The organism is Clostridium taeniosporum (assembly GCF_001735765.2).
Lineage (GTDB): Bacteria > Bacillota > Clostridia > Clostridiales > Clostridiaceae > Clostridium > Clostridium taeniosporum.
In genome coordinates this window covers 667755-692812 of record NZ_CP017253.2, presented here as the reverse complement: position 1 = coordinate 692812, position 25058 = coordinate 667755, and the positions used below count along the sequence as shown (strand labels likewise).

The window sequence follows — 25058 nt, the reverse complement described above, 5'->3', positions numbered from 1 at the left end:
GAGAATACTTTCCATCAAATTCTTTATGAAAATAACTCGCTTATACAAAATTATAAATTTTTAAAATACTCTTTCAAATTCATCTCTTACATATTCACTTATATTCTCTTCAAATTGTTGATATTTTTTTAAAAATTTGATACCTTCTTTTGTTAAATAAGTTTTTCCACCCTTATTGCCACCATGTTTTCTCTCAACTACTGCATACCCTAGCTCCTTTTCCAATTTATTTAACATATTCCATGCCTTACTATAAGATAATGCCATATGTCTACATGCACCTCTTACAGAATTAATTTCATTAATCAAAATTAATAATAATTTTGTTCTTGAATCAAAAAATGAAGATTCTTTTTCTATACTGATTTTAACAAAAGGATGTAGTATATGTTTATTATGCTTTATTAAAAGTTGATCTAATTGGTCAATATAATCTGTGTCATAAAGAATACCTCTGTCTTCTACATCAATCCATTCTCTTGCAACTCCAATATTTCTAATAGCTCCTCTCATTCCCAAATTTCCATCATACTTTAGAATTTTAGGAATTAATTCAGAAGATATCAAAAGTGGATGTCCAGATTTTCCATGATATGATGGTGACAATAATTTTTTGCCACATTTCATCATAGTTTGAAGGGTCTCTGCTGTAAACATTGGAATACTCACAGGAGTAAATATTATCTGATCACATTTATTCTGTAAAAACTCTAATCCTATCTTAGCAGAATCAAATTTTCGTGAATTTTCATACTTATTATTTTTTAAAAATATAACTCCATAATTAGCTAAATTATGTTCAATTTCTTCGGATTTATGTCCTGTAACTATTACAATTGGTGAAATAGAAGCTCTCTGAAAAGTTAAAACAATTCTTTTTATTATTGTAATAGAACCAATTTTCAATAATGGATCAGAACTAATTCTTTCTGATGGTTTTCCCGCAGCAACAATTATTCCACCTGTTGTTTTATTATACTTTTTTTTCATATATATATACCTCTTGTTCTATCTAAGTAGTATTATCTTCTTTGATAATATTACTGCCTACTTACCTTATTAAAAATTTAATTTATTGTACTAAATAACATCACTTTTATCTCACCCTAATTTTATATATTATTCCAATATTTTTCAACAATATTTTAACTAAACAACTAAATATAACTATAATAAATTTAAAACTAGTAAATTAGTAATTCTATAAATATTAAAAATGCTCAAATATATAATATAAGTATTTTTATTAAAAATCTTATTAAAATAATGTTGTAAAACAATTTTTAGTTGAGCAATTTTATAATACTTTTTAGTAAAGTAATAATTTTTTAAGGAGGATATTATTTATGAGAATAAATTTTAAAAAAATATTAATTTTAGTTCTTCTATTTGTAAATTGTATTGGATGTTCTAAAGTCTGTAACGCAGAAATAACTAATAATTTAACTTCAAGCAATATAGAAAATAAGGATAGAATAGAAAAAATTAAAGAAAAAGGTGTATTGACTATTTTAACATCCGATCTTGCTCCATTTGCTTTTATAGATCCTAAAACGAATGAACCAACTGGAATAGATATAGATATTTTAAAAGAAATTGCAAAAGAACTAGGTGTAGACGAAATAGAAATGAAAGTAGTCCCCTTTGTAGATTTACTTGAACAACTAAATATTGATGATAGCATAGATGTAGCAGCTAGTGGAATTATTATTACAGAAAAACGTAAAGAATTAGTAGATTTTACTGACCCATTATATAAAGAGTCAGAAGCTATTATTGTGCCAAAAGTTTCACTAATCAATTTTGAAGAAGATTTGAAAGATGCAGTTGTTGGAGCACAAAATGGATCAATATATATGGATTTAGCTGAAAAGTGGAAAAAAGAAGGTAAAGTCAAAGATGTAATTATTTTTGAAAGTGTACCTGAAATATTATCAGCAATAAGTGAAAAAAAAATAGACGCTGGTATAATGGACTCTATTATTGGAGAATATCTATTGTTTAAAGAAAATCTTTATTTAAAAATACTAGAACCATATAAACCACAACTTCCTGGAAAGATAGGAATAGCAGTAAGGAAAAGTGATGTTAATTTATTAAATGAAATAAATAAAAAAATTGATGATATGAAAAAAGACAAGACTATCATTAAAATCCTTAGAAAATATGGATTAAGTGATGATTATTTGGCTGATAATATTACGAAACTCAGCTAATTTAAAACTATTAATTAATAATACTTTTAAGTTGAAATATAAATATTTAAATATAAATTAATAGATAGATATAAAGATTATATTTAAAAAAATTGTTTTTTATAAATATATTAATGGCTTTGATTTTTTATATTTACTATAAATATCTACAAACTAAAATAATCTATTAAAAATTATAATCTAGATTTTTATAGATTTTATTATAGAATTAAAGCGTCACCTTTAAAACTATCATTTTTAAATATTGTTATAATTATACATAATACGACTTTATAACCTATATTCCCTCATATTTTAAACTAAAAAAGTATTGACAAAGCGATATGCACAGTTTAAAATTAAACTCATCAAAAAAGAAAAAAGCTATGATGGAGACAAGTAAAAAAAATAATCACCAATAGTGAGCTGGAGATAGTGTAAACCCAGTGGCAGAGTTTTTTTGAATAACACTCCGGAGTTGTAAACTGAAATATTTTTAGATTGTAATTTAAACTATTATGTTTGATTCAGATTTAAATAAAGTAGGTGCGCCGTATTCCATACGTTATTTGGATACCAGTAATAGCTGGAAAGAGAGACCATATGGTAAATTAGGTGGCACCGCGGGTAAACGTCAATTCGTCCTATTATTAAGACAAATTGACGTTATTTTTATATCCAAGGGGGTTATTATTAATATGTGTACAATTATGTGTTATACAGGAACGGACATGAAACATGAAAAATTTGCAGAAGCATTACAAAGAACTGAATCAAGAGGACCAGATATGACAGAAATCCTAACTTTACCATCTGGTATTTTAGGATTCCAAAGACTTGCTATTATGGATTTGAGTTATAGTGGAATGCAACCATTCACAAGAAAAATGGATGCATCTATCTGTAACGGTGAAATTTATAAATTCCGTGAACTAAAAAAGGAACTAATAGAAAAAGGACATAACTTTATTTCTGATAGTGATTGTGAAGTATTAATTCCTATGTATTATGAATATGGAGTAGATATGTTTGCAAAATTAGATGCAGAGTTTGCAACTGTTATCTATGATGGAGAAAAAGATAGTTTCATTGCAGCGAGAGATCCATTTGGAATTCGTCCTCTATTCTACGGCTATTCTGAATCAGGTAAAATCATGTTTGCAAGTGAAGCAAAAAATTTAGTTGGACTTACAGATAAGATAATGGCATTTCCACCAGGACACTATTATGCTGATGGTAAATTTACATGCTATTGCGATATAGCAGCAACAGAAGGTGAATATTGCAAAGATGATTTAGAAGTTATTTGTAAAAATATTCATGCTAAATTAGTAGCTGCTATAGAAAAACGTATGGATGCTGATGCTCCTGTAGGTTTCTTATTAAGTGGTGGATTAGATAGTTCATTAGTATGTTCAGTTGCTCAAAAATTACATCCTGGGAAGAAGATTAAAACATTCTGTATAGGTATGACTGAAGATGCAATTGATTTAAAATATGCAAAAGAAGTTGCAGATTACATAGGTAGTGATCATACTGCTGTTTATATGACAAAAGAAGAAGTTATTGAATCACTTGATGAAGTTATTAAACTTCTTGGAACTTACGACATTACAACAATAAGAGCAAGTATGGGAATGTACTTACTTTGCAAAAAAATACATGAGATTTCTGATGTAAAAGTTCTTCTAACAGGTGAAATTTCTGATGAATTATTCGGCTATAAATATACTGATTTTGCTCCAAATGCAGAGGAATTCCAAAAAGAATCACAAAAGAGAGTAAGAGAGCTTTATATGTATGATGTACTTCGTGCAGACCGTTGCATAAGCTCAAATTCTTTAGAAGCAAGAGTACCATTTGGAGATTTAGATTTTGTAAAATATGTTATGGCAATAGATCCTGAAAAGAAATTAAATAAATATAACATGGGTAAATACCTTTTAAGACATGCGTTTGAAGGAGATTATCTACCAAATAGTATTTTATATCGTGATAAAGCTGCATTTAGTGATGCTGTAGGTCATTCTATGGTAGACTACTTAAAAGAATATGCAGAAAAATGCTATTCTGGTGAAGAATTCGAAAAACTATGTGAAAAGTATGAATATCATGCTAAACCATTCACAAAAGAATCATTATTATATAGAGAAATTTTTGAAAAACACTATCCAGGGCAAGCAGAAATGATAGTAGATTATTGGATGCCAAACAAAGAGTGGGAAGGCTGTAACGTGGATGATCCTAGTGCTAGAGTATTATCAAATTACGGTAACAGTGGTAAATAATTAAGAAAATTTAATTTGATTTACTTTCAAAAATCGTTAGCAAAATATATAATCAATGCTATTATTATATAAAATAAAAGTCATCTTAGAAACATACATAAACGTATATTTCTAAGGTGACTTTTATTTTTATACCTTATTTGTATAACATTTTAAACCAATCACTTATATATATTGAATTATCGATATTCATATTTATCTAAAATAGATAGTTCTATATTATTTCTAATAACTTCAATAAAATCCCTTACAATGTCAGGATCAAATTGTGTTCCACTACACCTTTCAAGTTCATGAATTCCCTCTTCATAAGTCTTTCTAGTTTTATATGGTCTATTTGATGTAATTGCATCAAAACTATCTACTACTGTAAGAATTCTTGCTAAGTAAGGAATTTCCTCACCTTTTAACTTATTAGGATATCCCATTCCATCATATCTCTCATGATGACTTATAATTAATGGAATTACATCTTTTAAAGAATTAACTGACTTTATTATCTCCATGCCATTAACTGGATGCTGTTTAAGTATATCTAATTCTTCATCAGTAAGCTTAGTCTTTTTTAGCAATATTTCTTTATTAATATCAATCTTTCCTATATCATGCATATAAGCACCATATATTAAAATTTGTTTATTTCTTTTACTTAAATTAAGCTTATCTGCTAAAAGTTTGCTATAAAACACAACTCTTTCCACATGCCCATAGGTATACCTATCTTTAGCATTTATAATACTAATTAAAGTTTTTATAGAAGTAACAAGTTCAACATCTTTTTCATCTGTATTGTTCTTAATATCATCTAAAATAGATGTATATGCTTCCACTCTATTCTTATTAAAAAACTTTGCTTTATATAACGCATCATCAGCACTTTTTATTAACTCTAAATCATCTTTTGCTTTGTATGGGTAAACAGATACTCCCATTGATGCAGTAACTTTTCCATTAGGCTGATTTTCTTCACCTTCAAAATATATATATTCTATTTTTTTTCTTAATTCCTCTGCAATATTTAAAGCTTGTTCTTCATCAGTATTAGGCAATATTATTGCAAATTCTTCCCCTCCATACCTTGCTGGAACATCTTCTTTTCTGGTATTATCCTTAATTATTTCACCTATTTTTCTTAGAACATAATCCCCTTTTAGATGCCCATGGGTATCATTATAATGTTTAAAATAATCTATATCTATGAAAATCATGGATACTGGTTTATTATCCCTTTTTCCACTCTTAATTTTCTCTGCTAATGAATCACAAAAGTATCTGTGATTATACAATTCAGTAAGACCATCAATATTTATCATATCCTCTAACTTCTTAATATGCTCCCCTTCTATCTTTACATAAAACCCCAAAGGCCATGCTGTTAAAATAAATATTCCTGCTAAAATTAAATCGTCTTGAAAATAAATATTCACATCTAAATCTGGTAACATAATAATATCAAGAGCTAAAATAATAAAAGATGAAATACATGAAACTATTAACCCTTGTTTCATTCCAAACTGAATGGTTGTTATAATTATTATAAATAGATACAAAAATTTATATTGACTTTCATTTACTCCACATATAAATATAATTATGGAAAATACTAGTATAAATACTGCTATTTCAATTTTGCTTATAATTTCTCCATACTTGCCTTTAATCTTATTTTCAGTAGAAAAAAACCATATTAAATAAATTAGAATCGATACCATTAATGGTATCAGTAAACATATAACTGTATAATATGTCTCAGGTGCCCATATTACTGGCTTATTATTTTTAATAAATCTTTCACATAAAATTATCCCAATAAGCAAAAGTATAGATAATTTTACTACAGATATTATATCATTTATTTGTTTTTGTTTATCATTCCCTACAATTTTCATATACTATCCCTCATAATAATTTTAATGAGACTAATATACTAGTCTCATTATTCAAATCATTCTTCTCTTAGACACTTTGGTTCTTCTGGTTGATAAGCCATCCAATAGCATGCCGAAGTTGCCATTACAGAAGCAATAATAGTTGCTATAGTTGCTACGCTCATTAAAATTTTATTTTTCATTTATTTCACCTCCTTTAAATCAACGAAATAAAAATTTAAAAATTACCCTAACTTTTCCAACATCAAATGTCCAGTTTTAGTTAGAGAAAAAATCTGCCATAATAATCCCATGTAAATACATAGTGAATAAGTCAATAAATTTAAGCTTTTAGAATATATATAACACAGAACATTAATTAATATAATAACTAGATATATACTTAATGTCTTAATAGAAATTTTTTTTAATCTTTTTCTTTTTTCAATACTTTTAATAGGCTTAGTTATACTATCTACAGGTGCCAACTTATATACAATGTAATAGGACCACATAAATACAATAATTCCTAGTAATAAAATAAAAATAAGATTAATATTTATATGCTTTGATATTAATGCCATACCAACACTAGAAATAGTCCCTATAACTGCACACTGTTCAGGAGATTTTGCATGAACTCCCCCTGAGCTTTTCCTTAATATACTTACAGTAAATGATATTATAATAGATTCAATTATTACATTAAAAATAAATCCAAAGATTATAACTAATGCTATACAAATTCCCATTTGAATAAAAGCAAATATCCCATAATTTATTACAGACTTTTTATCATTATTAAAATTTAACTCTTTGGCTATATAATTAGAAACTTTTTCACATATATATTCAATTTTAAACATATTTAAATATTCCTTTTCTTTAAATAATAAATTATAATAATAATTGAATAAAGCACCAACGATGGCAAGCCACTTATCGCTTTCAATATTGAATTTGATATTATTATCTCCAACCTATCATTAAAAATAATACTTAATAATAACATATTTAATGCTTCACAAATAAATAAACCTATAATTGTCATCAATGAAGATTTTATTGATAAAATAATATCTACTTTATTTATACTACACATAATAATAACCATTACAAAAACAGTAAGTATCGTATGCACTCCATAATTTATTGGTAACATTCTTATACCATATTCACATAAAGCCAATAAAAAGCTGGAAATTATGTATTTTTTAAAATTAAGCTTTGTATTAGATAATGTAAACATTCCTAATATTAATACAAATGCTTCTGGAATTCCTCTAACTATAAATTCAAATACTGTTACTTTTAACACTTTCTTTTCTCCTTTGATTATTAATCTTTTGATTATTAATCTTCTGATTATTAATCTTCTTTATGGCATTATATAATATAATAACTACACATACTCTTATAAAAATATCTTGTATACTAAGAATGGTATATCCTAAATCTATAAAGTCAGTTAAAATCTTTAATTTAGTTTGTTAATTTCCTAATATATTAATATCATTTAGAACTTGAGAGTTCTCTAACCTTCATAATGCTAAATAAAATAACGATTTATATACTGGTTTGTCTTTAGTTATATAATCAGAAATTTCTTCACATATATATTTAAATATTCCTTTTCTTAAAATAATAAATTATAGTAATAATAGAAAAAAGTATCAATGATGGTAATCCACATATTGTTTTCAATATTGAATTTGACATTATCATCTCTAACCTATCATCAAAAATAATATTTAATAATAATATATTTAATGCTTCACAAATAAATAAAACTATAGTTATTATCAATGAAGATTTTATTGATAAAATAATATCTGATTTATTTATACTACACATGATAATAACCATTACAAAAATATCAATTATAGTATTTACTCCATAATTTATTGGTAACATTCTTATACCATATTCACATACAGCAAATATCAAACTGGAAATTATGTATCTTTTTAAATTAAGCTTTGTATTAGATAATACAAGCATTCCTAATATTAATACAAATGCTTCTGGAATTCCTCTAACTATAACTTCAAATGCTGTTAATCTTAACACTTTCTATTCTCCTTTGGTTTTTAACTCTTTAGTTATATAATTAGAAATTTCTTCACATATATATTTAAATATTCCTTTTCTTAAAATAATAAATTATAGTAATAATAGAAAAAAGTATCAATGATGGTAATCCACATATTGTTTTCAATATTGAATTTGACATTATCATCTCTAACCTATCATCAAAAATAATATTTAATAATAATATATTTAATGCTTCACAAATAAATAAAACTATAGTTATTATCAATGAAGATTTTATTGATAAAATAATATCTGATTTATTTATACTACACATAATAATAACCATAACAAAAACACCAAGTATAGTATTTACTCCATAATTTATTGGTAGCATTCTTATACCATATCCACATAAAGCAAATAAACAGCTAGAAATTGTGTATCTTTTTAAATTAAGCTTTGTATTAGATAATGCAATAATTCCCAATATTAATATAAATGATTCTGGAATTAATCTAAATATAAATTCAAATGTTGTTAATCTTAACACTTTCTGTTCTCCTTTGGTTATTAATTTTCTTTATGGCATTGTATAATATTATAAATACAAATCCTCTTATAAAAATATCTCCTATACTAAGAATAGTATATCCTAAATCTATAAAGTCAGTTAAAATTTTCAACTTAGTTTGTGAATTTCCTAATATATGAATATCATTTAGAATATGAACGTTCTCCAATGTTCGTCCTGTTAAATAAGATAGGGATTGATATACTGGCATAAATCCTCCATTAACTTTTATTGCAATATCATTTAATACTCCTCCTAATATTAAGAAAAACGAACCTATTATTGAACTTATATAAAGTTCATATTTTAATACTATTAATAAGTAAGTAATTAAATAGATATTAGTTAACTTTCCTGCAATTTTGATAAATTCATAATTACCAAAAAAACTACTAACTTGTCCAATTAAAGTAATTATTTCAAATATAGCCAAAGGATAAATAGTCCATGACTTAAACAACGGTTTTATTTTATATTCTTTTATTTTTGCAAATAAAAATGCGAGCAATATTGTTTCTACCATTATTCCTCCCTTAATATAAATCCAAAATTATAATTCTAACATTTTCCATAAATATTTTACTACAATAACGAAATAAATACAATTAAATACAGTAAAATACTTTTTACTTATTTATCCATTTAATATTTTCTATTAGTTAATAGACTTATAATAAACAAATCCTTTTTTACTATTTTAACTTATATCCCACATTGCTCTCTTTTAAACAAAAAATAACTCTAATACCCCATCTTATAAATGCTAAACTATAAAATATCCTTGGAATATCTAATTTCTTTTAATTATTATTTTCTAATAAAACCTATCTTAATTATTTAATTTTAATACTTCTACTTTTATTGGGAATAATAAAAAATATACAGTATTTATTATCATACTATAAATTAATTTTTAGTTGATTAATTTTACAATAACTAAGATGAGGGATATTATTTATGAAAAAAAATTATAAAAAAATAATAATTTTAGTTCTCCTACTTATAAATTGTATTGGTTTCTCCCAAATATGTAATGCAAGGATTACAAATAATTTAACAATAAACAATGATAGACTAAAACATATCAAAGAAAAAGGAGTACTGACAGTTATATCATCTAATGATCCTCCATTTGCTTTTATAGATGCAAGAACAAATGAACCAACCGGGATAGATATCGATATCATGCGTGAAATTGCAAAAGAATTAGGTGTTAATAATATTGAAATGAAAGTAGTTCCATTTGTAGATATATTCGATAAATTAACTACTGATGACAGCATAGATGTAGCAGTCAATGGAATTGCTATTACAGAAGAACGTAAAAAAATAGTAAATTTTACAAATCCGTTATATAGAGAATCAGAAGCCCTTATTGTGCCAAAAGTTTCACTAATTAATTTTAAAGAAGATTTAAAAAATTCGGTTATTGGTGTAAAAATTGGAACAGTGTATGCTGATTTAGCAGAAAAGTGGAAAAAAGAAGGTACGATAAAAGATATGGTATTTTTTAAAAGTATACCTGAAATATTTTCAGCAATAATGAATAAACAAGTAGATGCTGGCTTAATGGACTCCATTATTGGACAATATCTAATATTCAAAGACAATCTTTATTTAAAAAAATTAGAACCATATACTCCACAAGCACCTGAAATCATAGGGGTAGCAGTTAGAAAAAGTGATATTACTTTATTAAATGCAATGAATAAAAAAATTAAGGAAATGAAAGAAGATAAAACTATCAAGAAAATTCTTAAAAAATATGGATTAGGTGATGAATATTGGGTTAATAATATTACAAAATCTAGCTAATAATATCTGACCTATGGACAGTTAATATCTAAATAATTTCCAAAATGAATTTTGAAAAAAATTAATCTGAAAATAAGAAAAAATCACCTTTTAGTAAACATTGATTTGCAACAACACAATTTTTACTGAAAGGTGATTTCTATAATCAACGATCAAAAATATATTACTACAAAATTTTTAAAAAACACCAGAGAATATAACCCCTTCTTTTATACCAATATATTGAGTAGAATTAACTAATATAATAATTTCTTTAGTTGATCAGCTCTTCTTAAATATAGACTTCACCGCTCGTTTCAGCACATCAAAAAAACTTAACGAACAAACCATATGGTCTGGATCAACATAATTTCGAACAGCACGAAGTACTTTTTTTGTTTCTTTAGAAGAAAAAGTATATGTACCATTTTTCTTTGTTCTGATGGCATAGCGTGGAATCCACTTTCCTTTAAACAATACGGATGCAATGACATACTCAACCTCTTCCCAAGGAATTTGAATATATTTGCGATAATCACGAGAATTATAGAACTCAAAACCTTTGTCGCCAATCATTATTTCACCATAATTTGCAAAGCCAGTAAAAGCTGTTGCATCCATTACTAGATCCACCTTTGTATTAAGTGATTGAATCATCTGATCTACCTCTTTTCTACTTATACATACATTTATTTCAATTATATATTTTCTTAAATATTTCTATCAAGTGTTTAAAAGTTAATTAACAATAACACATATTTCAAAAACTTATTTCATTAATTTTTCTCACTTTAACTGCTTTATATGATAGCAAAAGCCCAGGCTAAAAAACCTAGGCTAAGTAAAAAATATTACATTAAACCAATTAAGTGGAAAATAATACCGATTGCAAACAACCCAAGAATAATGATAATTGGAGATACTTTCTTCTTAAGCAACCACATACAAATAAGTGTTATTAATAATCCTGCAAGTCCAGGAATCAATGAATCCAAGTTACTTTGCAATGTTGTAATCTTATGATCAGTTAATGACATTCCAGATGCTTGTTGCAACAGAGCTTCTTTAACACCTTTTATTCCATCAGGAAGTTTGCTCCAATCAATGTATGCACCATCACCTAACTTAACGGATGATACTACTGGTGCAAATTTAACGGATACCCACCTATTAACTAATGATCCTAAAATGAACATACCAAGAATGGATGCTCCTTTTGTAATATCTTGTAGTAAACCACCCGATAAATCATCAGTAATACGGCTTCCTGTTTTAAAACCAAACTCTTGTGTATACCACATAAATCCCATACGAATGATATTCCAAGCTAAGAAAAAGATAATTGGTCCAAGTATGTTACCAGTCATAGCAAGAGAAGCAGCTAATGCTCCTAAAATCGGTCTAACAGTAAACCAGAAAACTGGATCTCCAACACCAGCTAAAGGTCCCATCATACCTACTTTAACACCTTGAATAGTTACGTCATCTATTGGTACACCATTTGCACGTTCTTCCTCTAAAGCTAATGTTACACCAATAACTGGCGAAGCTACATATGGGTGAGTGTTAAAGAACTCCAAGTGACGTTCCAATGCAGCAGCTCTATCTTCCTTAGTCTTGTATAATTTTTTGATTGCGGGAATCATTGCGAACGCCCAACCACCATTTTGCATTCTTTCATAGTTCCAAGAACCTTGAAGGAAAAATGAACGCAACCAAACAGAAATACGATCTTTTTTTGTTAATTTTAATTCTTTTGACATTTTCGTCTTCTCTCCCTTCTTAGTATCTATCAATAATATCACCTAATGGATCACCAGTATTTGAACTACCACCATTACCTGAGCCACCTTGTTTACTAAGTGCTAAATAAAGAAGAGCTAAAGCTACTCCTATTGCACCAAGTCCAATAAGTGTAATTTGTGAAACAGTTGCTAATACAAAACCAATTGCAAAGAATGGCCATACTTCTTTTGTAGCCATCATGTTAATTACCATTGCATAACCAACAGCTACAACCATTCCACCACCTATTGCTAAACCATCTGTTAACCAAATAGGCATAGAAGCAAGTAATGAACCAATTGGGCCAGCACCAATTGCTAAAATCAAGGCTGCTGGAATTGCAATACGTACACCTTGCAAACAAATACCAGCTATATGCCACATTTCAACTTTTCTTATATTTCCTTCTTTGGCAGCAGCATCCATAAAATGTACAAACGCTGTAGCAATTGTACGACAAATTATTGTTAACAATAACCCTGCAACCGCTAGAGGAACAGCAATAGCAATAGCTGAAGAAACACCGGCTTTACCTTGTCCTCCAAGAACTAGAATCATTGCAGATGCAATAGACGCTAACGCTGCATCAGGTGCTACGGCAGCACCGATATTTGCCCAACCTAATGCCATAAATTGAAGAGTACCACCTAGAATTAGGCATGGTACTAAATTACCTGTAACTAATCCGATTAACGTACAAGCAACTATTGGTTGATGGAATTGGAATTCATCCAAGATACCTTCCATACCAGCTAGAAATGCTATAATAATGACTAATATAATTTGAAATACATTTAAAGTCATAATTATTAATCCTCCTTTTTATCTAAATAATTAGATTATTTTAGTTTATTTAATTCCTCTTGTGCTTTTTTAAGTATTTTGTCCATATTTCCTTTTGAATCACTTGGTACTTTACGAACATCAAAATTAAGTCCAGCTTGTTTTAGCTTATTAAATGTATCAATATCTTCTTGATTGAAAGCAAGTACTTTATTTGGTTGAACTTTACCTGTAGAGTGAGCCATAGAACCAATATTGATTGTGTTCAAAGGTACTCCACCTTCTACCGCTCTAAGTACATCTTCTGGATTTTCAAAAAGTAGCATTGCACGTTGTCCACCAAAATGTTGATCATCTTTTGCAAGTTTAATCATATGATTAACTGGAACAACATGTACTTTAACTCCAGGTGGTGCAGACTGTTTGAGCAAATTCTTACGAAGCTCATCTTTAGCTACTGCATCTGAAACCACAATAATTCGTGTAGGATTCGTCGTTTTTGTCCAAGTAGTTGCTACTTGCCCATGAAGTAAACGAGAATCAATACGAGCTAAAACATATTCAAATGATCCAGGTACACCTGTATTAGATTGTTGAGTTGAAAATTCACAAGTTTTACCAGTATCTGCAGTTTCCAATTCCTCTGGCTTAACTTTAACTCCTTCTTTAGCTGATTTTAAGATATAAGATGCAATTTCCTGTGCAGATTCCATAGAAAGACGTGCACCATAAGCTTCAATCAGCATTGGTAGATTCATACCAGCTACAATTGCCCATTTATCTTTGTGCTCTTCAAATAGAAAATTTGCTTGATTGAATGGTGTACCACCCCAAAGATCAACTAAGAATAAGATTTCATCTTGGTTGTCAAAGGATGAAATTGCATCTTTTATTTTTGCTTTAAAATCATCAGGTCCTTCACTAGGCATCAACGTAACAGCTTGTACATTTTCTTGTTCTCCAAAAATCATCATACCAGATTGCAAGATGCCTTTAGCAAATTCTCCGTGACTAGCAAGAATAATTCCTACCATTTTTATACCTCCTATTTTTTATTTGTTACAAAAACAACAGGCATAAGCATTCGAAAATAAAACAAAACAATATATGTTCAGATTTCGTCACACTACTTGTACACTAAATTTAATAATAAAAAACATAATAATACCTTGTAAGGCTGTACAAAACATGCGATATAACAAACAAATATTAAATTACTTTATTTACCTATGCTTATGCCTGATCTAATCAGTAACACGCTAGATATTATTATAATTCACTTAGGAATGCTTACTAGCTATCCCTTTCCTGATTACGTTTTCATTATAGCACTCTATTTTCCAGTACGCAACATATTTTTAACATTTTTTATATTTATTTTTAAAAATATCTTTTATATTAAAATTAATCCTTTTTTTCAATAAAAAGTAATAAATATAATCTTTTCATTATTCCTATCTCTATTAGAATTTAAGTTTGACTGACCAATTAATCATATAAAAATTATGTTTTTGCATTATTTTTTTAAAATTGCAGATACTAAAAAAATAACTTTGAGGTAAAATTTATGACTGAAACAGAAAAAGCATACATTGCTGGAATAATAGATGGAGAAGGTAGTATAATGCTTCAGAAAATACATTCAAACGAATATCCTGCTCCTTGTATATCAATAGCATCAACAACATTAGAATTATTGGATTGGATAAAAAATACTGTTGGTAAAGGAACTATTAAAAAGAAAAAAAATTATGATATTAATAAACACAAAGATTGCTATAGCTTTATTCTTAGAAGAAATGATGCGCTTAATTTTTTATCTGATATATATCCTTATTTAATTATTAATTCAAAAAAAAAAGAGCTAAATTAATTTTAGATAAATATAAAGCTCTCACGCCAAGAAATGGTATATATTCTAATGAATTATTAAAACTTAAAGAAGAATTCTATAATGAATTTATTTCTATAAAATAAAAAACTGTACAAATAATGTACAGTTTTTTCTATGGTGGAGGCGAGGGGTCAGTGGCACCCATCATTTCTGATAGACCTGACTATATCTTATACTATAAACTCAAAAATATTTATAGCATCTTGGCGTATTATAGAAGTCATAATATAGTTTGAAAACTTCTATCCTAGTATTCCATTGCTTAAGCTTTAGGAACCTATAAGTCGATACGAGGCTGTTAAGTTTCCTTACATACCTCTCGGTATTGCCGGCAACATTACTTGCTACGGTTTCACCGATAAAGCCAAGTTTTCATTTAAGGATCACTCCTTAATGCGACTTTGTTACAAATCGAACCCCTGTCCGAAAGTAGATGCATCTGACTTTCTACGAGTGTAGTCTATATATTAAAATTCGCTCATAGGAACGCCTATAGACAGGCAACCTAATCACTAGCTTCATAAATACCCCTTTAGCTCAAAGCTTTGCTAAACTTCGTTTCCCACTTTAATGACACCAGTGATCCGAAGCGTGGGCACCCCGGGCTGATGAGCAGCGCTAAATTAGGCTGCTAATGCAAAATTGTCTTCTGCGTTTATCTTTTTGCATACTTGATTAACGAGGTGACATGCTGCCTCGACTCGCTTATCAAACTCCTCTTACCCCCGTCGAAGCCAAAACGCCCCCATGTTAGTAACGCAGTTTGAAATTTCTATATTCAATTTTTGTCTGTGACTAAATTATATATTATAAAAAAAGCAATGTCAAATATCATATTACTACAATTATTACAAAAAATAGTTGTTATTTTAAAATATACATTATTTAAATTTTTTAATTATTCGTAATGAATTATTTTAAAAATTTTAATATAAAATCTATTTTCAGAGATTTTCCTCATCATTAAATTAAAAATAAATCTAAAAAATATAATTACTAAACTATCTAGGTAAATAAATTTCTATAAAAAAACTTTTTAATTTTCCTAAAGTAATTTCCTTAAATCAGTTACATTTGAAACAGATTTTATTTTATATATTCAATATAATTAATATATAAAATGCGAATAAATATTGATTATTATTGGGGGATTATTTTTATGATAAGAAAGATTATTAAAATTGATGATAAAAAATGTAATGGATGTGGACTTTGTGTTGATGCTTGTCATGAAGGTGCAATTGGATTAATTAATGGTAAAGCTAAATTATTACGTGATGATTATTGTGATGGATTAGGTGATTGTTTACCATCTTGTCCTACTGCTGCTATTTCTTTTGAAGAAAGAGAGGCACTAGATTATGATGAAGAAGCAGTTAAATTAAATATGGAAAATAAAAAAGCACTTATTTCTAAAAACCTAACTTTAGAAACAAATGTAAATTTAACTAAAGGTTGTCCTGGCTCTAATGCTAAAGTTATAAAACATAATAATGAATCTAATGAAAATATAGATATCTCATTTTCACAATTAAATCAATGGCCTATTCAAATAAAGCTTGTTCCAAGTAAAGCAGAATATTTAAACAACTCTGATCTTTTAATAGCAGCAGATTGTAGTGCTTATGCATATGGAAATTTTCATAACAAATTTATGAAAAATAAAATAACATTAATAGGTTGTCCAAAACTTGACAACATTGACTATTCTGAAAAATTAGCAGAAATATTAAACTATAATCAAATAAATAGTATCACTGTTGTCCGTATGGAGGTCCCTTGTTGCTTAGGAATAGTTAATTATATAAAAAAAGCACTTGTAGAAAGTGGTAAAACTATTCCTTTACAAATCATAACTATTTCTACTTCTGGAGAAATTTTAGAATAATTCATATTAAAAATATTTAAGGAGTAATTAATAAAATATTAATTACTCCTTATTTTTATTATTTAATTATTTATAAATAAATTTGTTAGTTCTTTTGCTTCATTGTGTATATTCTCAACACTCTCTTGTATAACATTAATTTGTTGTTCTTGCTCTTCTTGTAATGTTGTAACTTCCTCTGTATTTGCAACATATTCTTCTGTTATAGCTGTTGTACTTTCAACATTTGATTGTACGTTATCAACTAATGAACTTATTTTTTCTACCAATTCATACTCTACATATATATCTTGTTTTATATTTTCAAACATTTCTTTCATATCTTTGAAACTAATTAAAGTGGATTCTATAATTTCTTTTCCTTTTTCAGCTTCTTCATCACTTCTTTTTACTGAATCCACCACTCTTTGTATTTTATTTTGAATTCCTAAAATAGATTGTTCTATCTCATCTGTTGTTTCTTTAGTTTTTTCAGATAAACTTCTAACTTCTTCTGCAACTACTGCAAAGCCTTTTCCTGCTTCACCAGCTCTTGCTGCTTCAATTGATGCATTAAGTGCTAAAAGATTTGTTTGCTCAGAAATCTCTTTTATTCCTTTAAGTATTCCTATAACATCTTTCATATTTTCACTAAATTCAATTACTGTTGAGTTTGCCTCAAGCATTATTGTTTTTATGCTATTAATATTATCACTTACTATATTAATGCTTGAAAAATTCTCATCTGTTTTTAAGCTAAGTTTTTTTGAATTTTCTTCAATTTCATTGGATAATTTTAATGTTGAGTTTATTTCTTCTCTTATGTAACTAACTGAATTCGTAATGCCAGACATACTATTTACTTGTACATCTATCCCTTGAACTATTTCTTCCATAGCTATTGTTATACTTTGTGATTGATCTCTTGTATTTTTAGTGCTTTCATTTAAATTCTCTATTTGATTAACTATATTATTATTAGTCTCACCAATATCTAAGATAGCAGATTTTATTTTATTTTGTGAATTAATAGAGTCTTCTAATGCTTCATTAGACCATTTAACCATAAAATATAATGTTACTTCTGATATTATTACTGCTGTAAATTGTGTTACAAAAATAGTGATATCTTGACCTTCTCCTAATAAATTAAATCCTATAATAAATTGAATAAACAATATAATTAAATCTAACATTAGTGAATATCTAAATATTATTTTCTGATCAAAATATAATGAACTCATTATTAAAGTTGATAAAAATAATATTATTGAATATCCTGTTCCCCCTGCTAAAATTACAAATAATAATTCAGCTATCATTACAACAAGAGGAATTCCTATTCCACAGATTAATAAATTCCTTACAAACTTTTTTATACATATATTAGTTATAATTACAACTACACAAAATACTAATGCCTTTGTTCCCCTAGCAGCACCATGCAAAATATAAGATTGTAATGTTAATGTAATGCATAAAAATATTAACAATTTAATATTTAATAAATTAGCTCTTTCTAATGTATTTACTTTCATAATTAGTCCTCCATATAACCCACTTTATACAATGATAATAACATGTTTGTATATATTTTTTCTATGGAAATATACCTTTCTTGATTTTATTTGTAAACATTTTAATTTTTCAATATATAATTTAACAAAATATTAATTTTATGAAGAAATCATCTGGAAGCTTTATTTTAAATCTTACAATTTTAGTATTGACAAAATATTCATGTAGTTGTATTATTGTATTACGTCATTAATACAATAATACAAGGAGTTGAAAATATGGGCTGGGAATTTAAAGATGATAAACCTCTCTATTTACAGTTAATAGATACGCTACAACTAAGAATTATTTCTGGAATATATAAAACTGGTGATAAATTACCCTCAGTAAGAGAACTTGCTAGTGAAGCTTCTGTTAACCCTAACACGATGCAAAAAGCTCTTATGGAATTAGAAAGAAAAAATTTAGTATTTACCCAAAGAACCAGTGGTAGATTTATTACGGAGGATATAGAATTGATTAATAAAATTAGAGATGATTTAGCAAAAAAACAAATTGAAAGTTTTATTAACAATATGAAAAATATAGGATACACAAAAGATGAAATACTAAATATTATGGAGAAATTTGTGAGGGAGATGAAATAATGAATAATACACCTATATTAGAATGTACAAATCTAGTTAAAAATTATGGTGGAAAACAAGCATTAAAAGGAATTGATCTAAAAATTAATCGTGGTAGAATTGTTGGTCTTTTAGGGCCAAATGGTAGTGGTAAAAGTACATTAATAAAACTTGCTAATTCTCTATTAACCCCTACAAGTGGTGATATATTAATTAACGGTAATAAGCCAGGTGTTGAAACAAAAAAAATAGTTTCTTACTTACCTGAAAGAACTTATTTAAATGATTGGATGAAAGTTTCTGATATTATAAATTTATTTAAAGATTTCTATGAAGATTTTAATGCTGATAAAGCTTATGATATGTTAAAAAATTTAAATATAAATCCTAATGATAAATTAAAAACTATGTCTAAAGGTACAAAAGAGAAAGTTCAACTTATTTTAGTAATGAGTAGAGAAGCTGAACTTTACTTCTTAGATGAACCAATAGCTGGTGTCGATCCAGCTGCTAGAGATTATATATTAAATACTATTATTAATAACTATAATGAAAATGCAACTGTAATTATTTCTACTCACTTAATATCTGATATTGAAAAAGTATTAGATGATGTTGTATTCATATCTTATGGAGAAATTTACTTAACAAAAAGTGTTGATGAAATTAGAGAAGAACATGGTAAGAGTGTTGACGCTTTATTTAGGGAGGTATTTAAATGTTAGGAAAATTAATTAAATATGAAACAAAAGCAACTGGAAGAACTTTGCTTCCTCTTTACGCTGCACTTTTAATATTTGCACTAATTAATAAAATTTTTATGAACAATGATTTCTCTATTATTGATAGAAATACTTTAGGTGGGGTTCCCGCTATGCTTAGTATTTTCGCTTACATCGCAACTATGGTAGCTATATTTGTAGTAACATTCTTTGTTATAATACAAAGATTTTATAAAAACATTCTTGGTGATGAAGGATATCTAATGCACACTTTACCAGTACATCCTTGGCAAAATATAACTAGCAAACTTTTAGTTGGTATTATATGGATTATAGTAAGTGGTATCGTTGCTATACTTTCAGTATTAATTCTAGCATTTAACTCTAATGCTCTTAATCCAAATTTATTTAGAGATATATCTGAAGGTTTTTCTTATTTTTATGCTCAATATGGAGTTAGTGGATATATGATCGGATTAGAATTTATAATAGCAGCACTTTTACAAATTGCTGTAGGAATTATTATGATATATGCTTCTATTTCAATAGGTCATTTATTTAACAAAAGAAGAATACTTTCTTCATTTGGAGCATTTATAGTTTTAAATATTATAATGAATGCTATTACTTCTACTATAGCAATTGTTTTTTCAGATAAATATTCTAGTTCTATGATTTCATGGAATATATCTTCAATAAATCAAGCTCATGTAATCTTTATTGGAGCTATTATAATTAATGTATTATTCTTTATATGTTACTTCTTAATAACTAATTATATTATTAAAAATAAACTAAATTTAGAGTAATTATAAATTGCATAAATCATAAATGCTTAATATAAATATAAAACCATGCATTAACAAAGATTGATATAATTCTTTATTAATACATGGTTTTTATTTATTAATATTTATAAATTACTATTTTAAACTTTACTTATGATTTAAAATTTATATTTTACTCATTAATCGTCGGCAATGAGCTTAAATTATTTGATTCCTCTTCATCTGGTAAACTTCGAAGGTACTCTTCTCCCTTTTTAGAAACACTAACTGATACTCCTGATATACCTCCATTTTTAGCCATATTTACTCCTTCTTCTTTTGAAATCCTTTGACCATTTGAAAGTTCATATCCTGTTATTTCGCCTGATTTTTTTACTACAGCTGTTATTGATTCTAAATTATTGTTCATATAAGAACACCTCCTATAACATAGTACTATTATTTTGTCCTAATATTATCTTTTAATTCATCATAAAATTTTATAATTTTAATTTTATTATAATTATAATATATAAATTTAGTACGTTTTGGCTTTAATAATAATACTATACAGTAACAGCAATAAATATTTTGAGGTGAATATAGTATGAATCCACTATTAGGTATGATATTTAGTGCATTATTTCCTAATAGCCCACTAGCAGGTATCATGAATGCTATGAATGGTAATCCTATGATGGGAAATAATCCAATGGGATCTGGTAACCCTATGATGGGAAACAATCCTATGGGTGGCAATCCTATGGGTGGCAATCCTATGATGAATGGTAATCCTATGATGAATATGTTTGGTGGTGGAAACAATAATCAAGGTCAACAAGGAATGGGTGGTAATCCACTTTTAAACATGCTTATGGGAGGAATGAATCCTAATATGATGAACGGTAATCCTATGATGAATAATCCTCTTATGAATATGTTTATGGGAAATCAAAATATTGGTGGCAATCCATTTAACGGAATGAATAACATGAATAACATGAATAATATGAACAAAAACAGAATGAATAATACAAATAGAAATATGAGTAATTCCAATCATAGAAAATAATGGAACACCAAAATGAGCCTTAATATTTAAGGCTCATTTTGATTTTTTTAATTTTATTACTATATTAAAAAACTAATTATATAAATCTTACTTCCTATTTTAAAATGTCCTTTCATTAATAAATATTTTAATATATACGTTATATAAAATCCCCTAAGACTTTTATAGACCTATGAATATTATACTATTAATTATAAAATTATCTTTATACTACTTTATTTTAAAGAAACTTTTAATATAGTTCATAATAAATAAATTTCTATTATATATATAGTAGCAGTAAAAATAATTTTATTCCATTATATTTACAATTAGGAGGTTTAGTATAATGTTTGATATGTATTTTTATTATAAATTATATTTTTTATTATCCATTCCATTTATAGTTTTGCTTGCAACCTTCTTTCATTACACATATAAACTAAGTAATAATTCGTTATTAGTTGGTATATTTACTCCTGTTAATGAAAGTATTTGGGAACATTTAAAACTTGCAGTATATCCAACAATAATTTGGTATATAATATCCTATATTATTTTTAATAACATAATATTAGATTGGAAAAAATGGTTTTCAGCATGTACAATTTCCATGATTATATCTTCATTTATTATAGTTATTTTTTACTATACTTATACAGGAGCCTTAGGTATTCATTCTTTAATTTTAGATATATTTTCCCTAATTTTAGGAGTAATTATAGGGCAATATATTGCATTTAAAGCTTATGCTAATTATGATTTAAGCAATACACTTTTATATTTTAGTCTATTTATTCTAACTGTATTCTTATTTACTCTTTTTACATTTATCCCACCAAAAATACCTCTATTTATTGATTCTACAACTGGAAAATATGGAATTAATAATTAGATTTTTTAAAGCTATATCATTAAGAGTTACATTCTTAATAATATAGCTTTTATTTTAATTTCTGATTTAAATGATATTAGAAAATATAATATTTTTATTTAATTAACAATGTATGTTTAATTAAATTGTGTTATTTAGTATTTAAAATTAGTTCTTTTATATTGTCTACAATACTTCTAACCACATTCATAACCTCTTCTTTATTTCTGTTTCCTGAAAGAAGCTTATCTAGATTTTCCTCAAAATTTTTAGGTAAATAATCACAGGAATTTGTACATATTGAAATCAATCTTTTTTCCCCTGGATGAGGTAACCTATTAATTGCAAAAATTATATCAAAATAACTTGCTAAAAATTCCGTAATTCTATGATTAACACTAAAGATATCTTTTCTAAGTAATGCCTTTTCTAGCTGCGAAGAGAATGAAGGAATATATCCATCTAATAACTTCAAATTATTTTCTATAATATTTTTTCTTAACTCTTCAGGATACTTAATATTATATTTATCTTTTAACTTTTTAAAATTATTATTCCTATCATACAAAATAACGCATTGCTTAATATTAAACCACATACAAGTTGTATAACCGTTATATGCATTTCCATCTAAAACTACTGATTTTAATTCATTATCAAAATCTTCTATACTACGATAAATAATTTCAATTACAGTTCCATCATTTAAATGACAATCATCTTCTGGTTCCCAGTAAGTATTATTTAATTCTATGTAATTACAATATTTATCTAAAATATTTTTCCTTACTTCTTTAGATAAGTTAGAATTTAAATAAACATATACATCATAATCTGAATTACTATCATTTAATTTAGTTGCTCTTGAGCCACCAAGTGCAATACTTTCTACTTCAGGTCTTTTACTAAAATCTTCAATTAAATTTTTAATTTTATCCACAATACTCTCCCCCATATACTCATATAATTATAATATATTATTAATACAATCCCTTTAAAACCTCATTTATTCGATATTAAAAAGCTTAATTAATATTTAAATAAAACAGAACAAGCTGTTTTAGTAGCTGCAATAGACCAGAATACTACATAGTCACCTCTTTTTATTTTTCCACTTTTTACTCCTTCGTTAAAAGCCATAAATGGAGAACTTGTTCCCGTATATCCAAACTTGTCCCCTATAAATATAACTTTTTCTGAATCTAATCTTAATCTATCAATACACCCATTTGCTAATGGTAATGCAAACTGAGAAAGACAAAAAGCACTAACATCTGATACCTTTAAATTATTATCTTTTAGTAATTTTTTTATAGAATTAACTGCTATATGAATTACATCATCATTACATTCTGACCATCCAAATTTCATATCATCATAAGATGTAGTATCCTTATAATATGAAGACGATCCACATGCTGGATACATTACTGCACTGCATTTTTCACTATCAGTAAAATAATCTGAATCAATAAATCCACACTCCTCATCAGTCTTTTCTAAAATCATAGCACATCCTGCATCACCAAACATTGGATAGGTAAACTCATCACTTCTTTTCATATGAATTGAAGCATAATCAGCACCTATTATTAATGCTCTTTTTAATTTATGATTTTGTAGTAATTGTCTCGCTGCTGTATCAAGTGTAACTAGCATTCCAAGACAATTCACATTTAAGTCCATTACTATAGCATCACTTTTTCCCTTTATAGCATTATGTACTATTAATGCTTGAGTTGGACACATATACTCAGGAAACTGACTTGAAAATATAATTAAATCTATATCATCTCCTGTAAGATTTGCACTTTCTAGAGCTTTTAATGAAGCTTTAATCCCCATACTAAGAGTTGTATCATTATTATTGTTTACTATTCTTCTTTCATTTCTACCAAAGGCTTCTAATAACCTATTTATATCTTTTCCTTGCTCTTTAAAATGGTTTATGTAAAATTCATTTTTTACAATATTATCTGGATATTCTGTTTCTATAACTTTTATCTTTACATTCATTTTTTATTTCTCCCCATAGTATTTCATAAAACTTTTTATTATTTTTTTAATTATAATTATCAAAAATTATGTATATAAATTTCAACAAAGTCTAATCCATAACTGTCACCATACTAATACATATGTAAAAACTTTATCAAAATATATATACATTTCTTAATTCAGAATACTCTATGTAAAATATTACCAATATATATGTTAATCCACATTTCATCTTATGTCAACCCACATTTATTTAAATTATACTATTTTTTGAATATTATTCTATATTTTTCTTTATCTTCTTGTAAATTTCTCACTAAACCTCTACACTCTTAACTGATATTTAAAATAATGATATGATTATTTTTATTCTTTAGGGATACTCATAATATTTTTAAAATTATCTACAAATATTCCAACAAT

At 26.8% G+C, this 25058-nt stretch carries 25 protein-coding genes, 1 other RNA gene, 2 pseudogenes and 1 other annotated feature; of the genes and pseudogenes, 10 read left to right on the top strand and 18 right to left on the bottom strand.

The features are described 5' to 3' along the window. Window positions 1–60: 60 nt before the first annotated feature. The gene (locus BGI42_RS03375; RefSeq protein ID WP_069678967.1) at window positions 61–990 is read right to left on the bottom strand and encodes an NTP transferase domain-containing protein; all 930 of its coding nucleotides are present in this window, start codon (window positions 988–990) and stop codon (window positions 61–63) included. A gap of 356 nt (window positions 991–1346) precedes the next feature. On the opposite strand from BGI42_RS03375, the gene BGI42_RS03370 reads away from it, so the two are divergent. Then, on the top strand, window positions 1347–2216 hold the full coding sequence (locus BGI42_RS03370) for an ABC transporter substrate-binding protein (RefSeq protein ID WP_069678966.1): 870 nt from the start codon (window positions 1347–1349) through the stop codon (window positions 2214–2216). 356 nt (window positions 2217–2572) lie between these two features. After that, window positions 2573–2845: a binding site (T-box leader), on the top strand. A 48-nt stretch (window positions 2846–2893) separates the two neighbouring features. After that, window positions 2894–4483 (top strand): asparagine synthase B, encoded by a 1590-nt coding sequence (asnB, locus tag BGI42_RS03365; protein ID WP_069678965.1) that lies wholly within the window; start codon window positions 2894–2896, stop codon window positions 4481–4483. A gap of 179 nt (window positions 4484–4662) precedes the next feature. Here asnB and BGI42_RS03360 read toward each other — a convergent pair whose 3' ends face one another. The 8 genes and pseudogenes from BGI42_RS03360 to BGI42_RS03325 all read right to left on the bottom strand — a co-directional run bounded on the left by BGI42_RS03360 (window position 4663) and on the right by BGI42_RS03325 (window position 9479). Further along, complete coding sequence (locus BGI42_RS03360) at window positions 4663–6372, bottom strand: bifunctional diguanylate cyclase/phosphohydrolase (RefSeq protein WP_069678964.1); 1710 nt, start codon at window positions 6370–6372, stop codon at window positions 4663–4665. Between the two features lie 56 nt (window positions 6373–6428). Further along, window positions 6429–6554 (bottom strand): cyclic lactone autoinducer peptide, encoded by a 126-nt coding sequence (locus tag BGI42_RS03355; protein ID WP_069678963.1) that lies wholly within the window; start codon window positions 6552–6554, stop codon window positions 6429–6431. A gap of 42 nt (window positions 6555–6596) precedes the next feature. Beyond that, window positions 6597–7217, bottom strand: a complete 621-nt coding sequence (locus tag BGI42_RS03350) for an accessory gene regulator ArgB-like protein (protein ID WP_069678962.1) — start codon at window positions 7215–7217, stop codon at window positions 6597–6599. Between the two features lie 2 nt (window positions 7218–7219). Continuing rightward, complete coding sequence (locus BGI42_RS03345; RefSeq protein WP_069678961.1) at window positions 7220–7669, bottom strand: hypothetical protein; 450 nt, start codon at window positions 7667–7669, stop codon at window positions 7220–7222. Continuing rightward, window positions 7647–7871: pseudogene (locus tag BGI42_RS16360) on the bottom strand (hypothetical protein); the annotation flags it as partial. The gene BGI42_RS03345 and the pseudogene BGI42_RS16360, both read right to left, overlap by 23 nt. Before the next feature lie 100 nt (window positions 7872–7971). Further along, window positions 7972–8421 carry a hypothetical protein gene (locus tag BGI42_RS03335; protein WP_069678960.1) on the bottom strand — a complete coding sequence of 150 codons (450 nt, stop codon included), beginning with the start codon at window positions 8419–8421 and terminating at the stop codon, window positions 7972–7974. Window positions 8422–8485: 64 nt separating this feature from the next. Then, window positions 8486–8935: a hypothetical protein gene (locus BGI42_RS03330; protein WP_069678959.1), complete on the bottom strand. Its 450-nt coding sequence runs from the start codon at window positions 8933–8935 to the stop codon at window positions 8486–8488. Then, window positions 8913–9479, bottom strand: coding sequence for a DUF5317 family protein (locus BGI42_RS03325; protein WP_069678958.1), 567 nt, complete (start codon window positions 9477–9479; stop codon window positions 8913–8915). The genes BGI42_RS03330 and BGI42_RS03325 overlap by 23 nt, the downstream gene beginning before the upstream one ends. 434 nt (window positions 9480–9913) lie before the next feature. On the opposite strand from BGI42_RS03325, the gene BGI42_RS03320 reads away from it, so the two are divergent. Continuing rightward, window positions 9914–10771: an ABC transporter substrate-binding protein gene (locus BGI42_RS03320; protein ID WP_069678957.1), complete on the top strand. Its 858-nt coding sequence runs from the start codon at window positions 9914–9916 to the stop codon at window positions 10769–10771. A 261-nt stretch (window positions 10772–11032) separates the two neighbouring features. Here BGI42_RS03320 and BGI42_RS03315 read toward each other — a convergent pair whose 3' ends face one another. The 4 genes from BGI42_RS03315 to BGI42_RS03300 all read right to left on the bottom strand — a co-directional run bounded on the left by BGI42_RS03315 (window position 11033) and on the right by BGI42_RS03300 (window position 14352). Further along, window positions 11033–11407: a DUF956 family protein gene (locus BGI42_RS03315; RefSeq protein WP_069678956.1), complete on the bottom strand. Its 375-nt coding sequence runs from the start codon at window positions 11405–11407 to the stop codon at window positions 11033–11035. A 194-nt stretch (window positions 11408–11601) separates the two neighbouring features. Continuing rightward, window positions 11602–12513: a PTS system mannose/fructose/sorbose family transporter subunit IID gene (locus BGI42_RS03310; RefSeq protein WP_069681017.1), complete on the bottom strand. Its 912-nt coding sequence runs from the start codon at window positions 12511–12513 to the stop codon at window positions 11602–11604. Window positions 12514–12532: 19 nt separating this feature from the next. Continuing rightward, complete coding sequence (locus BGI42_RS03305) at window positions 12533–13339, bottom strand: PTS mannose/fructose/sorbose transporter subunit IIC (RefSeq protein ID WP_069678955.1); 807 nt, start codon at window positions 13337–13339, stop codon at window positions 12533–12535. 35 nt (window positions 13340–13374) lie between these two features. Next, on the bottom strand, window positions 13375–14352 hold the full coding sequence (locus BGI42_RS03300; RefSeq protein WP_069678954.1) for a mannose/fructose/sorbose PTS transporter subunit IIA: 978 nt from the start codon (window positions 14350–14352) through the stop codon (window positions 13375–13377). Window positions 14353–14885: 533 nt separating this feature from the next. On the opposite strand from BGI42_RS03300, the pseudogene BGI42_RS03295 reads away from it, so the two are divergent. Then, window positions 14886–15295: pseudogene (locus tag BGI42_RS03295) on the top strand (LAGLIDADG family homing endonuclease). Window positions 15296–15619: 324 nt separating this feature from the next. On the opposite strand, the gene ssrA reads toward BGI42_RS03295, so the two are convergent. Then, window positions 15620–15951: a transfer-messenger RNA gene (gene ssrA / locus BGI42_RS03290) on the bottom strand. A 420-nt stretch (window positions 15952–16371) separates the two neighbouring features. Here ssrA and BGI42_RS03285 point away from each other — a divergent pair. After that, a complete protein-coding gene (locus BGI42_RS03285) occupies window positions 16372–17100 on the top strand; it encodes an ATP-binding protein (protein WP_069678953.1) in 729 nt (242 codons plus the stop codon). Between the two features lie 62 nt (window positions 17101–17162). On the opposite strand, the gene BGI42_RS03280 is transcribed toward BGI42_RS03285, so the two are convergent. Then, window positions 17163–18617, bottom strand: coding sequence for a methyl-accepting chemotaxis protein (locus BGI42_RS03280; protein ID WP_069678952.1), 1455 nt, complete (start codon window positions 18615–18617; stop codon window positions 17163–17165). A 258-nt stretch (window positions 18618–18875) separates the two neighbouring features. Between BGI42_RS03280 and BGI42_RS03275 the strand changes: the two genes are divergently transcribed. The 3 genes from BGI42_RS03275 to BGI42_RS03265 are packed head-to-tail and all read left to right on the top strand — an operon-like array spanning window position 18876 to window position 20754. After that, on the top strand, window positions 18876–19244 hold the full coding sequence (locus BGI42_RS03275) for a GntR family transcriptional regulator (protein WP_069678951.1): 369 nt from the start codon (window positions 18876–18878) through the stop codon (window positions 19242–19244). Continuing rightward, window positions 19244–19948: an ABC transporter ATP-binding protein gene (locus BGI42_RS03270; protein WP_069678950.1), complete on the top strand. Its 705-nt coding sequence runs from the start codon at window positions 19244–19246 to the stop codon at window positions 19946–19948. Before BGI42_RS03275 ends, BGI42_RS03270 begins: the two co-directional genes overlap by 1 nt. Then, the gene (locus BGI42_RS03265) at window positions 19942–20754 is read left to right on the top strand and encodes an ABC transporter permease (protein WP_069678949.1); all 813 of its coding nucleotides are present in this window, start codon (window positions 19942–19944) and stop codon (window positions 20752–20754) included. Before BGI42_RS03270 ends, BGI42_RS03265 begins: the two co-directional genes overlap by 7 nt. A 151-nt stretch (window positions 20755–20905) precedes the next feature. On the opposite strand, the gene BGI42_RS03260 is transcribed toward BGI42_RS03265, so the two are convergent. Beyond that, window positions 20906–21175, bottom strand: a complete 270-nt coding sequence (locus BGI42_RS03260; protein ID WP_069678948.1) for a DUF3892 domain-containing protein — start codon at window positions 21173–21175, stop codon at window positions 20906–20908. Window positions 21176–21319: 144 nt separating this feature from the next. Between BGI42_RS03260 and BGI42_RS03255 the strand changes: the two genes are divergently transcribed. After that, on the top strand, window positions 21320–21784 hold the full coding sequence (locus tag BGI42_RS03255) for a hypothetical protein (RefSeq protein WP_069678947.1): 465 nt from the start codon (window positions 21320–21322) through the stop codon (window positions 21782–21784). Between the two features lie 328 nt (window positions 21785–22112). After that, window positions 22113–22658: a DUF6512 family protein gene (locus BGI42_RS03250; protein ID WP_069678946.1), complete on the top strand. Its 546-nt coding sequence runs from the start codon at window positions 22113–22115 to the stop codon at window positions 22656–22658. Between the two features lie 130 nt (window positions 22659–22788). Here BGI42_RS03250 and BGI42_RS03245 read toward each other — a convergent pair whose 3' ends face one another. After that, complete coding sequence (locus BGI42_RS03245) at window positions 22789–23577, bottom strand: nucleotidyltransferase domain-containing protein (protein WP_084023834.1); 789 nt, start codon at window positions 23575–23577, stop codon at window positions 22789–22791. Between the two features lie 89 nt (window positions 23578–23666). Next, window positions 23667–24653: a ketoacyl-ACP synthase III gene (locus BGI42_RS03240; protein ID WP_069678944.1), complete on the bottom strand. Its 987-nt coding sequence runs from the start codon at window positions 24651–24653 to the stop codon at window positions 23667–23669. Window positions 24654–25058 lie beyond the last annotated feature (405 nt).